Annotated in this window: 13 protein-coding genes and 1 pseudogene; 4 read left to right on the top strand and 10 right to left on the bottom strand. The window is 57.8% G+C overall.

All coding sequences use genetic code 11. The features are described from left to right. Positions 1-98: 98 nt before the first annotated feature. Both FHW37_RS34395 and FHW37_RS32850 read left to right on the top strand, forming a co-directional pair. Positions 99-545 (top strand): hypothetical protein, encoded by a 447-nt coding sequence (locus tag FHW37_RS34395; RefSeq protein ID WP_246691057.1) that lies wholly within the window; start codon positions 99-101, stop codon positions 543-545. 18 nt (positions 546-563) lie between these two features. After that, positions 564-770 (top strand): hypothetical protein, encoded by a 207-nt coding sequence (locus FHW37_RS32850; RefSeq protein WP_145643768.1) that lies wholly within the window; start codon positions 564-566, stop codon positions 768-770. Between the two features lie 262 nt (positions 771-1,032). On the opposite strand, the gene FHW37_RS32845 is transcribed toward FHW37_RS32850, so the two are convergent. Beyond that, on the bottom strand, positions 1,033-2,289 hold the full coding sequence (locus tag FHW37_RS32845; protein WP_145643767.1) for an arsenic transporter: 1,257 nt from the start codon (positions 2,287-2,289) through the stop codon (positions 1,033-1,035). Positions 2,290-2,331: 42 nt separating this feature from the next. Continuing rightward, positions 2,332-3,572: pseudogene (locus FHW37_RS32840) on the bottom strand (MFS transporter). A gap of 358 nt (positions 3,573-3,930) precedes the next feature. Between FHW37_RS32840 and FHW37_RS32835 the strand changes: the two are divergent. Then, positions 3,931-4,905 carry a GAF domain-containing protein gene (locus FHW37_RS32835; RefSeq protein WP_145643766.1) on the top strand — a complete coding sequence of 325 codons (975 nt, stop codon included), beginning with the start codon at positions 3,931-3,933 and terminating at the stop codon, positions 4,903-4,905. A 1-nt stretch (position 4,906) separates the two neighbouring features. Beyond that, the gene (locus FHW37_RS33885; protein WP_186458526.1) at positions 4,907-5,095 is read left to right on the top strand and encodes a hypothetical protein; all 189 of its coding nucleotides are present in this window, start codon (positions 4,907-4,909) and stop codon (positions 5,093-5,095) included. A gap of 54 nt (positions 5,096-5,149) precedes the next feature. On the opposite strand, the gene FHW37_RS32830 is transcribed toward FHW37_RS33885, so the two are convergent. From FHW37_RS32830 to FHW37_RS32795, 8 genes are all read right to left on the bottom strand, one after another. After that, positions 5,150-6,148, bottom strand: coding sequence for a sensor histidine kinase (locus tag FHW37_RS32830; RefSeq protein WP_145643765.1), 999 nt, complete (start codon positions 6,146-6,148; stop codon positions 5,150-5,152). Positions 6,149-6,345: 197 nt separating this feature from the next. Next, positions 6,346-7,413, bottom strand: a complete 1,068-nt coding sequence (locus FHW37_RS32825; protein WP_246691056.1) for a sensor histidine kinase — start codon at positions 7,411-7,413, stop codon at positions 6,346-6,348. Between the two features lie 63 nt (positions 7,414-7,476). Further along, positions 7,477-7,752 (bottom strand): hypothetical protein, encoded by a 276-nt coding sequence (locus tag FHW37_RS32820; protein ID WP_145643764.1) that lies wholly within the window; start codon positions 7,750-7,752, stop codon positions 7,477-7,479. A 96-nt stretch (positions 7,753-7,848) separates the two neighbouring features. Further along, positions 7,849-8,229, bottom strand: a complete 381-nt coding sequence (locus tag FHW37_RS32815) for a DUF6481 family protein (protein ID WP_145643763.1) — start codon at positions 8,227-8,229, stop codon at positions 7,849-7,851. 31 nt (positions 8,230-8,260) lie between these two features. Beyond that, positions 8,261-8,485, bottom strand: a complete 225-nt coding sequence (locus FHW37_RS32810) for a hypothetical protein (RefSeq protein WP_145643762.1) — start codon at positions 8,483-8,485, stop codon at positions 8,261-8,263. A 125-nt stretch (positions 8,486-8,610) separates the two neighbouring features. Next, the gene (locus FHW37_RS32805; protein ID WP_018902430.1) at positions 8,611-8,820 is read right to left on the bottom strand and encodes a cold-shock protein; all 210 of its coding nucleotides are present in this window, start codon (positions 8,818-8,820) and stop codon (positions 8,611-8,613) included. Positions 8,821-9,180: 360 nt separating this feature from the next. After that, the gene (locus FHW37_RS32800; RefSeq protein ID WP_246691055.1) at positions 9,181-9,759 is read right to left on the bottom strand and encodes a permease; all 579 of its coding nucleotides are present in this window, start codon (positions 9,757-9,759) and stop codon (positions 9,181-9,183) included. 234 nt (positions 9,760-9,993) lie between these two features. After that, complete coding sequence (locus FHW37_RS32795; protein ID WP_145643760.1) at positions 9,994-13,161, bottom strand: type II toxin-antitoxin system ParD family antitoxin; 3,168 nt, start codon at positions 13,159-13,161, stop codon at positions 9,994-9,996. Positions 13,162-13,305: the final 144 nt, after the last annotated feature.

The raw sequence follows: 13,305 nt of genomic DNA, 5'->3' as shown, positions 1-13,305 counted from the left end.
TTGCCTGCAAACCTCCTCAGAAGGGGGCGAGATCATCCCGGAATCACGGGGCGCAATCATCTCGGAACAAAGGGGCGGCTTCATCGGAATCGGCATACATGAGTGACGCAAAGGAATTTTCTGTAAGCAGCAATGGTGACCGCTGGTCTCTGGAGGCAATCGACGGAGAGATGACTGTCATCCATAAGGCCAACGAACCGTCCGGCGGCCACGAGACCCGCACGGCACTTGCCGCTTTCCTTAACGAGCGAGCCGGCAAACCGGAGCACGCTGCACTCCTCCAGGTTCTCGGCCAATCTCGCGATGAAATAGACGAACAGCTGAAACCTGATGACATGGAGACGCGGTCCCTGAAGATCGCGACGGAATATCTGCGCCTGGGCGGTCGGCGACAGGCAAAGGTGGACGACAACATTGTCAGCACCAGAAGCTGGGAGGATGACCCGTCGGAGGCGGACGCGTATTGGCAGACCCACGTTGCCCCTCTGAGTGAAAGAGAGCAGCGGGACATCATGGTTCACCTGCCTTCGATCAGCGATCGATAATTCGAAAAGGTACTCGAAATGACGAAAAACAAAGATCTCGGCAGCGATGCTGCTCGGAGCAATCCTGAGACCGCCGACCAAGACCGGGAGGCGCTCAAAAAAAGCGCGGAGCGGAATATCGAGCGATCCAAAGCCGACGGAAAAGACGGTAACAGGGATAGTGTAGATGACAAGCAAGGGCAGTCGACGCCCGGGTCCGAAGCAGCTGAACCCTCCCCTGAGTGAAGCCCAGAGCCGTCGGGAAAGCTTTTCATCACCTGTCAGAGTGCAGGGCAACGTTGTTCGGCGTTAATGGTCCGATTGAACGTGCTGGCGAGTGATCCCATTCTTTACCGTACACACTTGCTTCTCGGCTCCTGTCAGTTCGGTCTGCTGGAGCCTCGCCTCAAAAATGTGGTCGCGTAGACCGCTGATTTCCCGCGCCGATTGGCGAGCGCGTTGTCAAAATGCCCGTTATGAAAGATGCGCAACGCCAGAACGCCGAGCGCTATTGGATTGCCAGAATCGCAAGAGATGCAACGAGCGCTGGTACCATCACCACAAAGCCAATCTTGAGGAAAGCCCAGGCTCCGATCGACAGCCCTTCGCGGCGGAGCGCGGTCAACCAAAGGATTGTCGCAAGCGACCCCGTGATAGACAGATTGGGACCGAGGTCAACGCCGATCAACACCGCCCCAGCTGACTTGTCGGACACATGCCCCAATTGGACAGCACTTCCCACGACAAGACCGGCGGGCAAATTGTTTACGAGATTGGAGACCAGAGCGATCACCGCCCCAGCGCTGACGGCCGTCGATGTCGGGGACGAGGCTTCACCAGCGGAAAGGTACCCCGCAAGCATGTTGATTAAACCTGTCCGGAATAGCGCCTCGACCACGACAAACAATCCAGCGACGAGCGGCAGCACACTCCACGACACGCCTTTCAAAGTTCGGTAAGGACTCTTGCGCGTCAAGAGAAGCACCGCGGTTGTCGCTACACAACCAGCGACAAATGTCGGCAAGCTGAGATCGAAGTGCAAAGCCGACGCGCCGAGCAGCACGACAGCGGTCAGGCACAAGGCTGCACCGGTCAACTTCGCGCTTGCCGAAAGGGTCGCGGTTTCAACTTCGGAAGCGACGCGGTCGGCCGCCAGTGTAGAGCGCTGAGTCCAATACAAAAACAGAAACGTGACGATGATGGCGGCCAGCGAAGGCAGGCCGAAGGTCGCCAGCCATCGCGACAGGGGTGGCATGTCCCTGCCTCCAAATATTACCAGATTTGCCGGGTTAGAAATTGGCAGAACAAAGCTCGCGGCATTGGCGATAAAAGCGCAAATGAGCAAATAGGGCACTGGCTCGCGTACCTTCGCTGCCTTGCAGGCCGCGTAAACGGCTGGCGTCAAGACCACAGCCGTCGCGTCATTCGAGAGGAACGCGGTCACGACGATGCCGACCAAATAGATCAGGATGAATAATCGTTTGGGTGAGCCCTTCGCCCACGCCGTGGTCACCGAGGCTAGCCAATCGAACAATCCCTCCTGACGCGCAAGCTCAGACAACAACATCATGCCGATCAGAAACAGGTAGACATCGATCCCTTTTGCGATCCCGGTCCAGGCATCAGTCAGGCCGATCAGCCCAAGGCCAACCAGAATCATTGCGCCGGCGACCGCCCATATTGCCTCCGGCCAGGCGAAAGGCCTGGTGATAACACCGAGTGCAGTTAGCGCGGCGATACCCCAGGTCATCGTCAGTGCAGTCATTGAGCTTCCAAACCCCGTTGCAATCGGTCGCCAACCGGTGCATCAGCGATCAGCCGGGACATCCATATCCTTGTTTCGTGAAGGCGCAATTGCGTTTCGGCCGATCACAAATACGGCGAGTGCGAGGGCCGCGATGCCGCCATGGACCCAGTACGCCAGGCCGTAGCCGCCGAAGTCCGTGAGCCAGCCGGCAACAACGTTGCTGAATGACGCCCCGATCCCTTGTACCGTCATCACGGCCGCGAGCCCACATTGAAGCGACCGGTACCTGCCATGATCCGTTCAACCGCGACCGGGGTTGCGATGCCGATCAGGCCCGCACCAATGCCATCGAGGATCTGAACCGGGAAAATCGCTGCAAACTGCGTGAAGGAGCCGGCAATCGCACCGCGGATCGGCAAGGCCATGAGCCCGATGAGAAAAATGCTTGCGAGCCCAAACCGTCGAATGAGGTACGGCGCCGCAAGTGCGACACCGATCATGGCGAGCTGCGAAACGCCTGTCGTTATAGCCGTCGTGCGAAAAGGCGTGCCCAGCTGAATTGAGAAATCCTGAGCGATAAGGCGGCTGATCGGCGCGATGCCGAAATGGAAGATCATCAGGGCGACCGCGAGCAGGATAAGCCCTTTGCTACCAACCAGAACGGAGAAACCCGATGGACCCGGAGCACAGTCGTCATTGGCGAGACCGCGTGCCACGTCGTGGTCGATCTTCTTCGGGTCGATGGCAAGTGTCGCAATCACAGCCGCGATTGCGGTCAAAACCATAAGCCCGATAATGCCGTTCAGGCCGAACACAACGGTGGCCGCATATATACCGGCAAGCGAAGCGACGTTTCCGAGATGGTTCCAGAACTCATTCCTGGACACCTGATGCGAGAAGCGCTTCTCACCGACAAGACCGAGGGTGAGGCCCATCAATGCCGGCCCAACAATAGCGCCAACGATGGCTGTCGCCGATTGGCCGCCAAATACAGACGCATTGCCAGGGCTGGCCAGGGTCCACAGTGCGGCCGCGTTGACCAGCACGACTGGGATGATGATGAGCGTCCGCTTTCTGTGGGACGCGTCGACCCACGCCCCAAACAGAGGTGTCGCGACCATGCCCAATACCCCGCCCAGCGTCGCAACGATACCCAGTGTCATGGGCGACCATCCATGTGTCGCCAGAAAGCCATCGAGAAACGGTCCGAGACCATCACGCGCGTCAGCGAGAAAGAAATTGAGGAACGCTAACGCCACGAGTGAGCGGTCAGTCAGGCCCTTTGATGAGGACGTTTGCATTCAGGCCTCTCCGTCGCATAATGCGCTGCTAGATATCAGCCGCCGGAAACGGTCGAAAAATATGAAGGTTCCAAGCCGCCGCCTCGCGCGATGAAAAGCCCGCTACAGTCACCAATTGATCTAGTACAGCTGTCTCCCCTTCCCGATCCTGAACATTGCCGTTCAGGTTGAGTTCAGCAGCTGTCCCATCGCTCCGACGGCACGAGCTCCTTCGATGACAGGCGCAATGCCCAGAGCGGACAGCGGCCGGATTTACTTGCTTTCGTCGGATCTAATATATAACTCGGAACTACTGATCGTGAGCAAAATTCCGCCATAGCGGCTGATATCGATCTCTAGCAATGTCCAAGGACACTATTTGACCTACCCGCCGGAAGTTTCGCCAACCTTCCCCAAAGACGCTTCCGATCAGTCCGCTGCTGCCGGCGATCGATTGAAGGCCCTATACCAGACCGAACTTATGGACAGCGGTCCGGAAGAGCGCTTCGATCGTTTGACGCGATTGGTGGCAACGACCCTGTCTGTGCCGGTAGCGCTCGTGTCGCTAGTCGACACCAAGCGCCAGTTTTTCAAAAGCACTTACGGTCTACCGGAGCCGTGGAAGACCGAGCGCGAAACGCCGCTCACCCATTCGTTCTGCCAGCACGTCGTTGCCAGAGCCGCTCCACTGGTCATTGATGACGCCGTGCTTGATCCCCTCGTTTGCGACAACCTTGCTATCCCGGAATTAAACGTTCGGGCTTATCTCGGCATTCCCCTGCTGACGAACGATGGCTATGTTCTGGGATCGCTATGCGCGATCGACGGTCAGCCGCGAAAGTGGACATCACGCGAGCAGGAAATCCTGGCGGATTTCGGCAAGCTCGTTGAAGAGCAGATCGCGTTGCGGGAACGGGTTGAGCAACTGGCGCGGTTCGATGAGCAGCGTTCGCTCATCCAGGGCGAACTCGCCCATCGAATCAAGAATATCTTCTCGGTGATCTCCAGTCTGCTTCTCGTCTCATCGCGAACCGAAACCGATCTCGATGGTTTCGTGCGCAGCGTGACGGGCCGAATACAAGCGCTCAGCAAGGCAAACGATTTTATCGTCAACGTAGGACCGGCAAGCGATGAGTCTGCAAGCGGTCTCGCAGGACTGATCGACGCCCTGCTCGCGCCGTTCAAACGGGACGAACGCCAAGTCGTTTTCTCCTGCCCTTCGGTGTCTGTGGGCGAGAAAACAGCTGCGGCGCTCGCACTTATCATTCATGAGCTAGCCACGAATTCCGCAAAAATGCGGTGCTCTCTCGACCGTCGATGGTCACATCGATCTTCAATGCAGATGCGAAGGTGACATGTTCAAGATCGTATGGCGAGAGGTTGGCGGGCCGCCCGTGCTCGAAACTCCGAACAGAAAAGGCTTTGGAACCCGAATGGTTGCCAGAACCGTCGAATCCCAGCTTATGGGTACGATTGAGCGATGGTTCATGCGTGATGGCCTGGTAGTCACCCTCGATATCCCGTCGGCGGTCATCGAGCGATAGACTACCGGGAAGGCGATGCTGCGAGCGAACTTGCCGGCGACGTAAACCCGCAGCTTAGGCCGCAAGCCGACTTTCTTTCATTCTGAAGGTTACCACTACACCACCATCGATCCAATCGTAGTCGATCGAACCACCGAGTTGCCCAGTAATCGTTCGTTGGACGAGTTTGCTGCCGTATCCTTCTGACGATGCCTTTTCAACCCGCTCACCGCCGTGTTCGTTCCAGACGATCTCGATATCGTCGTCTACGACGGTGCCGGAAATGTCCAGCAGGCCCGCATCATTTGAAAGGGCGCCGTACTTGAGCGAGTTCGTCGCAAGCTCATGGATGACAAGAGCGAGGCTCGTGGCAGACTTCTCCCCCAGGCCCATGCGCGGAACAGCAACGCGAATGCGGCCGGCGAAGGCGCCGACATCGTCGTACGGCGCCAGAAGCACCGTAAACAGGTCGCCCAGGAGGGCCGCACTGCCCTGCCCATCCGGAAGCGGCCGAACCAGTTCGTGGGCGCGGCCGAGCGCGGTCAGGCGCTGCGTCAGCTGCTTTGCCATTTCCTCCTTCGTCTCGGTAGCGCGTGAGGTCATGTTCGTCAGACCGGCGGCCAAGGCCAGCAAGTTCTTGACGCGGTGACTCATTTCGCCGGCGAGCAGCTCGTGACCTTCCTCCGCCTGCTTGCGGCCCGTCACGTCAAGGAAAATGCCGGTCATCTTTTTCGTCGCGGCGTCGCCTTCGTTGCCCTGCCCGCGCGCGGAAATCCATCGCACATCGGAAGCCGTGGTCAGAATACGGAAGTCGATCTCGAAAGGACCGTCGATGGCGCGGGTCGCGACGAAAGCGGCCCTCACCCTGTCCCGATCGGCGGGATGAACTTTCGCGGAGAGATGTTCGAAGGTGAGGTCCGTTTCGACGGAAACATCCCAGAGCTCGTAGGCTTTAGCATCCATCACAAAAGTGTCGTGATCGATGATCCAGGTCCAAAGCGCGACACCCGCCGACTTGATAGCTCGCCTCAGTTCGTCGGCACTCCATTCGGGCTGCGGCGTTGCTTGGCTCATGTTCGAACCTCTCTATACCAAATTCAAGAATGGCCGAATTCACAACTAGCGGGCGGCCTGAGTGTTATCAATGGCCTAAGTGGGCCCTGCTACCCACTATCCGCAGGGTGAAGCGATGAGACGCGCGGATCTCTCCTAGGCTCTTGGTCAACGAGCCATCGTACAATCTTGCGAAGAAGGCCCTCGGTCCGATTTCGTCATGCCGGAACGGCAGAGCCAAGCCCGATCTGGATGCGTGCAAGTGGTGCCGTCAGCTTCCAGACTATCCGCCCGTCCGTGAAACTCCATTTCGCTTGACCGGACAAAGCGGACGGCACCAGCCGCGATAGAACGAGAGCGCCAAAACCTTCCTCCTGTGCGAGTATCTCAGCATAAGCAACCGCGGGCTCGGACCAGAGCAGTTCGAAAGTGTCCCCGTTGTCGCCTTGCGTCAGGCCCCACGTCACGGAAATGCCGCCGATATCGGTCACGCCGAAGCGCATCGCATTCATGATCAGTTCGTGGAAGGCCATACCGAGATTGAGGACGGCATTGGCGTCGAGTATCAACTTCGGGCCGAGGGCCTGGACTGGTTGGAGAACCGCAAATGGTTGGAGTTGATGCGCGACGAGATCGGCAAGGCTGACACCGGCCCAGTCGACCTGCGACAGAAGATCGTGAGAATGAGAGAGCGCCATGACCCGTTCGCGAACCCGCTTCTCGAATTCTTCGATTGATCGAGCGCGTGTTGCGGTTTGCCTAATCACGGCGAGGACCACGGCGTATTGATTTTTGACGCGATGATTGATTTCCCGCATCAAGAGGCGAAGCCGGCGGTCGTTTTCGAGAGTTTCCGAGATATCCCTGGCAATGCTCGATGCACCGACAAGTTTGCCGGCCTGGCTCTTGATCGGAGAAATCGCGATCGAAATCGGGACCATCCGCCCGTCTCGATGGCGTCGGGTTGTCTGGAACGTCTCGATCCGTTCCCCCAGCTTCAGCCGACGTAAGATATTGATTTCTTCATCCCGTTTGTCGTCGGGTATAATCAGATAAATGGGCTGTCCGACCGCTTCGTTTTCCGCATAGCCGAACATGCGTTCGGCGGCCTTATTCCAGCTTACGATCTTGCCGGACAGATCCTTACTGATGATCGCGTCGAACGAAGACTCGACGATGGCTGCGAGGCGTTCTGCGCTGTGTTCATCCATGCCCGACTGCTCGGCTTTCACTGTGACGTTGGAGTGATTTAGGCAGGTGTCTGACAGATCAACCTCGCAGACCATAAGAAAGTTCGAGACGAGCGCGCCTGAACCGCAGACTGATGCTCCAATCAGCTTCTACCGCTGTCAGGCACGGTCATAGGTAAAGGACGTCAAGAGCGTCGTCACGAAGTTGCTGGCCCGTTCCTTGACCAGCATCTCCGTCCACTCGCTGGTCCCGCGAAGCCTCAAGTCGGTCTGGATGCTGTCGACGGCCGCTTCTTCAATCCGCTTGATATGCGCGCTGAAGGCTGCTTCTCCAGCACCATGGTACATATCCCTTATGACCATACGCAGGATCTCCTGGATCGCTATCTGCCAGGCGGTGTTGATTGCCTGCAGCTCGTTCGTGTCCGGTGCCATGAGAGGCTCCTAAGGGATGAGTAAGTTCGAGCGCAACTTTCTGTCACGCCCCGCTCTATTCCGCGGCCCATTTCCCAGCAGGTGGGCGCTTGGACCTTAGACCTGCCGGGCTTTGCGGGCGGCATAACGCCGGTCTCGCTCGGTCTTGCGAGCGGCCTCGTCTTCAACGACGCGCGAGATCCGAGCATTTTCTGCCGACTGTCGCGCCTCAATCTCGGCCACGGCTGCTGCCTCGATGGCCGCCTTTTCTTGAGCCGCAAGGGTCTCGACCCGGGTGCGTTCCTCATACTTCAGTCGTTCCCGTTCCGCACGGCGCGCCTCGCGCGCTTCAGCCAGGGACATGCGCTCGGCCTGTCTGGCGGCTTGTGACGGCTCGGCCACCGTCTTTGAAGCTCGGTAGGCCGTGAGAAGAGATGCCTTTGCCTCCGCAGCAGCGGAGCGTCGGTCGGTAAGTTCGTTGTTTCGGGCGTGTCTCAAATTTTTATCCTGATGTTGGTATTTGGGATGATCAACTGGCCTTTGATCGTTTGGTAAGCAGCGTCGATGTTGCAGACATCCTGTCGGCTTGCTCCCTGGCGAGCCGCGCTTCGCGCAGCCTCAAGGTCTTTGCACCACGTGCCTGCGCCACGGATTGAAGCTCCTCCGCCGCATTGTTCTTGGCGAAGAACTGCGTCTGGAGATCGCCGAAGGCGGTCTCGGCCTGCTGGCGAGATTTGCTATACGTCTCTGTCATTGAGTTTCCTCGATGTTGGCTATGAGGCCAAAACGAAAAAGGCCAGGCGAACTGCCTGGCCTCAAACTGATAAACGCTTCCGGCAGTGCCAGTAGATCCGTGGTCAAAGGGAAGCAGATATCGATTTAAGCGGACTGCAGATTGCAGGCCGACATTTTGCCCGACTTCATGTCGCGCTCAAGTTCGAAGCCGATCTTCTGGCCTTCGACAAGTTCGCGCATACCGGCGCGTTCGACAGCCGAGATGTGAACGAAGGCGTCAGCGCCGCCGTTGTCAGGCTGGATAAAGCCGAAGCCCTTAGTGGAATTGAACCATTTTACTGTGCCAGTGGTCATGATGAACCCTTTCAAAGCATAGAGTGAGGAACCGCGAAGCATGCGCTGCGCAGACGAAAACCGACTGTTTTTGAAAGGGAAGTTCGCTTAAAGCGCGGTGCCAATCGCGCGGTGAACAAAGCTCGGCAAGCAAAAGATCGATGTAACATGAATAGGTGAATAATCGCACCGCGTCAACGATTAGTTTTGATATACTTTGGCTTAAATCCTTGAGTTGCATTCGTTCTGACACAACCAGCCATGCTAACAAAAAGACGAGCTTGTCCGACTGCACCCCGACAAGACGTTGAGACCCCTTCCGCGGCCGCGGACCACAAGACCGGCATCCATCTTTCCGGCACGCTTGGCAATATCGACAAATCAACGTGCCCCGGAAGCAAAACTTTGCGCATCGAGATTGATCATCACGGCGACCGACAGCGCGGCGACCGTAGCGATCATGAACGCCCCGATGAAGGTAATCGTCGCTTTGATTGCGCTGATCTCCAGATCTCGCGTGAACCAGCGGATCTGCGCCTGTGCGTACCACCCCAAGGCAACTGCGACCGCGATGATGCCCGGCAGAATTCCCTTTTCTTGTGGCATGCTGAAGAAATCAATGCCGAGTACAAGGATGAACGCGAAGGGTGCTGCAACATAGCACTGGCTGAAAAACGGCGGCCGAAGCGTATCTCGGGTAATCCTGACCTGTTTCCATCGAAGCAGCGTGACCGCCATCGAAAGCGGGTAGACGCCAAAGATCACACCCCTTGCGATCAGAAGGTTTGATCCGGACCCGAGCTGTCTGGTAGCCTCGTTGGGATCAAAGACTGATGGAAGCTGCCCCGACAGGCCCTGGGAAAGCAAAAGCGTAATCAGCAGGAACAGTGGCGGGCTCAGGGTATCTTCGTATTGGTCTTCCGGCCGGTCGGCGAGTTCGGTATCGGCGTAGCGCATCATGTAGAGTGGCCGCAAGACCGAGCGCCACATGGTTATCGGATAAAACAGCAGCCAGGACACCAGCTCGTAAAGCAGTTCTTCGAGCGACTTCAGCAGTTTTATGAAGTCCAGTTCATCGCCCCGTGGCTATCATCCGCGCATTACTACTAGTACCAGCATGGGCGGCCAACGTCACGGCGCCGCAAGCAAGTCCCACTGCACGGTTGTTTTCAAGCTCGGGAGCGCTCGCCGCACCTAGACTTCTTCCTCTTCGCCGGCGCCGCTGCGTGCCAGATCACCTTCTGCAATCCGATATGCCCCGGTACTTGCTAAGGCCTTAGCGAGTTTCGCAGCGTCATAGGGTTTCGCCAGTACGATGGCACCTGTCTCACCGCGGACCGCGGACGGGTCGCCGGTGGCGAATACGATCGTCGTTGAAGGGTTCAGATCCCTGGCCTCGGCCGCCAGCTCTAATCCTGATGCGCTTGGTAGATTGAGGTCGGTCATGAGGATATCGACTGCCATTGTCTGCAGAGCCGCTCTGGCCTCCTCGGCGCTTCCGGCCTCGACGACAATCAGTCCGGCGTCCTGCAGCATCTCAGCCGTATTGATGCGGATGAGCGCATCGTCCTCGACCAGCAATACCGTCAAGCGTCCGACTTTTTCCGCGGTCGCCGGCGCTGCGCTCTCAGCGGACATCACCGTCGTGTCCAGCTTTGGCAGTGCTTCCGGTGGGAGGATCGTTGACTTTGGATTTTTACGCTGAGCTTGATTGGCCAAAACATGCCGGAATTTCCGCGCCAGGGCTTCGCGGGTATAGGGCTTCGACAACAGCTCAACGCCTGCATCCAGCCTGCCGCCGTGGACGATTGAGTTCTCTGTATAACCCGACGTGAACAGCACCGCGATATTGGGCAGCCGCTCCTTCGCCTTGCGGGCAAGTTCGGGGCTTTTGAGCGTTCCCGGCATCACGACGTCGGTGAACAGGATATCGATCGGAATGCCGCTGTCGATCACCGTCAACGCGCTCGAAGCATCGACCGCCTTCAGCGTGCGATATCCAAGGTCGCTCAGCATTGCGATGACGGTTTCGCGGACCTGTGCGTCATCCTCTACGACGAGGACAGTTTCCGTGCCTCCAACGATCGGCCCATTGTCGACGGTAACCTCGACATCTTCCGCTTGCATTGCGCGCGGCAGATAGAGCTTGATCGTCGTGCCGTGGCCGACTTCCGAGTAAATTTTCACATGGCCACCGGACTGTTTGACAAAGCCGTAAACCATCGACAGCCCAAGACCGGAGCCCTTGCCTTCCGCCTTCGTGGAAAAGAATGGCTCGAATACCTTCTCGATAATCTCGGGTGGCATGCCCGACCCGGTATCGGTTACCGCCATCATCACGTACTGGCCGGGGGTGACCTCGTCATGTGTGCGTGCATAGGCATCGTCGAGATGCGCGTTCGACAGCTCGATGGTGAGCTTGCCCCGCCCTTCCATGGCATCGCGTGCGTTGATCGCGAGGTTAAGAAGAGCATTTTCGATCTGGGTGGGATCAATAAAGGTATTCCAGAGCCCTCCTCCCACAACGGTTTCCACCTCAATGGCTTCGCCGATCGCGCGGCGGATCATTTCATCCATGTCACGGACGAAACGACTAATATTCACAACTTTGGGTTCAAGTGCCTGGCGTCGCCCGAAGGCAAGCAGTTGGCTGGCGAGTTTTGAACCTCGCGAGACGCCGGCCATGGCATTCGCGATTTTAGCCTCGGCGCGTTGGTTGCCGGCGACCTCCTTCGACAGGAGTTGCAGATTGCCGCTGACGACTTGGAGTAGGTTGTTGAAATCATGCGCAACGCCGCCGGTCAGTTTCCCGACCGTTTCCATCTTCTGAGCCTGCGCCAGCTTCACTTCGGCCTGGCGGCGCTCGGCGATTTCGGAGATCACCCGCGCTTCAAGATTTTCATTCAGCTGCTTGAGCTGCTCTTCGGCCCGCTCCCGGTGACGAACCTGGCGTGAAAGCGCTTCCGCCTGCTCGCGCAACGCGGCCTCGGCAGCTCGCTGGTGGGTGATATCGGTGTGTACTCCGACCCATTCAACGATATCGCCCTTTGAACTGATGATCGGCAAGGCACGGATAGCGAACTGGCGCCAGGCGCCATCGTGTCGGCGGACGCGGTGCTCATGCACATACATAGATTTCGCTTCGACCGCGGCGTTCCAGGTCGCGACAGAAGCTTCCATGTCATCCGGATGCACGGCCTGCGCCCAACCGAACCCTTGATATTGATCGAAAGCCTGACCGGTGAGTGCCGCCCAGCCCGGCTGTTCTCCGACCATCCTGCCATCGGCACTATTGGTCCAAAGAACACCGTGCACCGCGTTCATGGCCGTGCGAAAGCGGCTATTGCTCATTTCGAGCTCGGCTTCGCGCACAGCACGATCTTCGATATCGATGCCAAGGATGTAGACGCCCGGGACTGATCCGTCGGCTTCGACGTGCGGTACGTAACGAATTTCGAGACGACGCGGCGCACCGCCCTTCACTGGCATGTCGGCCTCGCCTATCACGACTTGACCAGCCAATGCGCGATCAATGTCGGGCCGCCGGTTTTCGTATGGCCCCTGACCGATCACTGCGGCGATGTGTTGACCCATCATGTCATCAGGCTTCATCCCGAACCACGTCTGGTAGGCGTGATTGGCGAAGCGATAAATGTGCTGACGGTCGACATATGATATCAGCATCGGCACAGCATCGGTCACCCGGCGGAGTTTGCCTTCGCTGTCCTTCACGCGCTTTTCCATCGCGACGCGGTCGCTGTTATCGACGACCGTGCACATCACGCCGCCGATTTTACCGTCGGCCTCATAAACAGGCGTGTAGAAGAGATCGAAGATAAATTCCTCGGGCCGCCCATCTCGGATGAGCGTCATGCTTTGATCGTGATAGGAACGAAGCTCACCACGAAGGCCGGCTTCAATCATTTCGCGGTTCCAGTCCCAGATTTCCGGCCAGACTTCCGCGACATTGCTGCCGAGAGCGTCAGGATGTTTTTCGCCTGCGATTTTCGCGTAAGTGTCGTTATAGACCATCACATGGCCCGGTCCCCACATCAGCACTTTCGCGACCGGCGAATTGACGATGTTGGCGACCGTCGTGCGGAGCTCGACGGACCAATCCTTCATCGGGCCGAGCGTCGTCTCTGACCAGTTCTTTTCCCGGATGATCTTTCCGCAGTCCCCCCCTCCGATCGGCCAAGTTGATGCAAATGGGATCGCGGGTTTGCCACCCTCGCGAAGCAAGCGCAGGCCCGATCTGACGACTTCGCTGGCATTGCCATAGTCGCCCGACGACAGGCATTCAGAGATGAAACTTTCAAGCTCGGGCGTGAGCGAAAAATTGCGTGTAAGACGTTTGGCCATAGGTCGCCCATCTCACGGAATTGTAAATGTGTCAACTTGTGGCACGCTGCACTTTTTCAATAGCGCTCTATCTGTCCAGAGATTGTTCGCTCGCCCAGCGGCGCCCGTACCAAGTTATAAACGCTGGGCCACCAATGGGGCGCT

The organism is Neorhizobium alkalisoli (assembly GCF_007829835.1).
Taxonomy (GTDB): domain Bacteria; phylum Pseudomonadota; class Alphaproteobacteria; order Rhizobiales; family Rhizobiaceae; genus Neorhizobium.
Note: the sequence above shows the minus strand (reverse complement) of the source record. Positions and strands in the feature narration are given on the sequence as shown.

Bases quoted from the DNA above. Each gene is read 5' to 3' on its own strand.
- FHW37_RS34395 (WP_246691057.1), top strand. From the start codon at position 99: ATGAGTGACGCAAAGGAATTTTCTGTAAGCAGCAATGGTGACCGCTGG.
- FHW37_RS32850 (WP_145643768.1), top strand. From the start codon at position 564: ATGACGAAAAACAAAGATCTCGGCAGCGATGCTGCTCGGAGCAATCCT.
- FHW37_RS32845 (WP_145643767.1), bottom strand. From the start codon at position 2,289: ATGACTGCACTGACGATGACCTGGGGTATCGCCGCGCTAACTGCACTC.
- FHW37_RS33885 (WP_186458526.1), top strand. From the start codon at position 4,907: ATGTTCAAGATCGTATGGCGAGAGGTTGGCGGGCCGCCCGTGCTCGAA.
- FHW37_RS32830 (WP_145643765.1), bottom strand. From the start codon at position 6,148: ATGAGCCAAGCAACGCCGCAGCCCGAATGGAGTGCCGACGAACTGAGG.
- FHW37_RS32825 (WP_246691056.1), bottom strand. From the start codon at position 7,413: ATGGTCTGCGAGGTTGATCTGTCAGACACCTGCCTAAATCACTCCAAC.
- FHW37_RS32820 (WP_145643764.1), bottom strand. From the start codon at position 7,752: ATGGCACCGGACACGAACGAGCTGCAGGCAATCAACACCGCCTGGCAG.
- FHW37_RS32810 (WP_145643762.1), bottom strand. From the start codon at position 8,485: ATGACAGAGACGTATAGCAAATCTCGCCAGCAGGCCGAGACCGCCTTC.
- FHW37_RS32805 (WP_018902430.1), bottom strand. From the start codon at position 8,820: ATGACCACTGGCACAGTAAAATGGTTCAATTCCACTAAGGGCTTCGGC.
- FHW37_RS32800 (WP_246691055.1), bottom strand. From the start codon at position 9,759: ATGATGCGCTACGCCGATACCGAACTCGCCGACCGGCCGGAAGACCAA.
- FHW37_RS32795 (WP_145643760.1), bottom strand. From the start codon at position 13,161: ATGGCCAAACGTCTTACACGCAATTTTTCGCTCACGCCCGAGCTTGAA.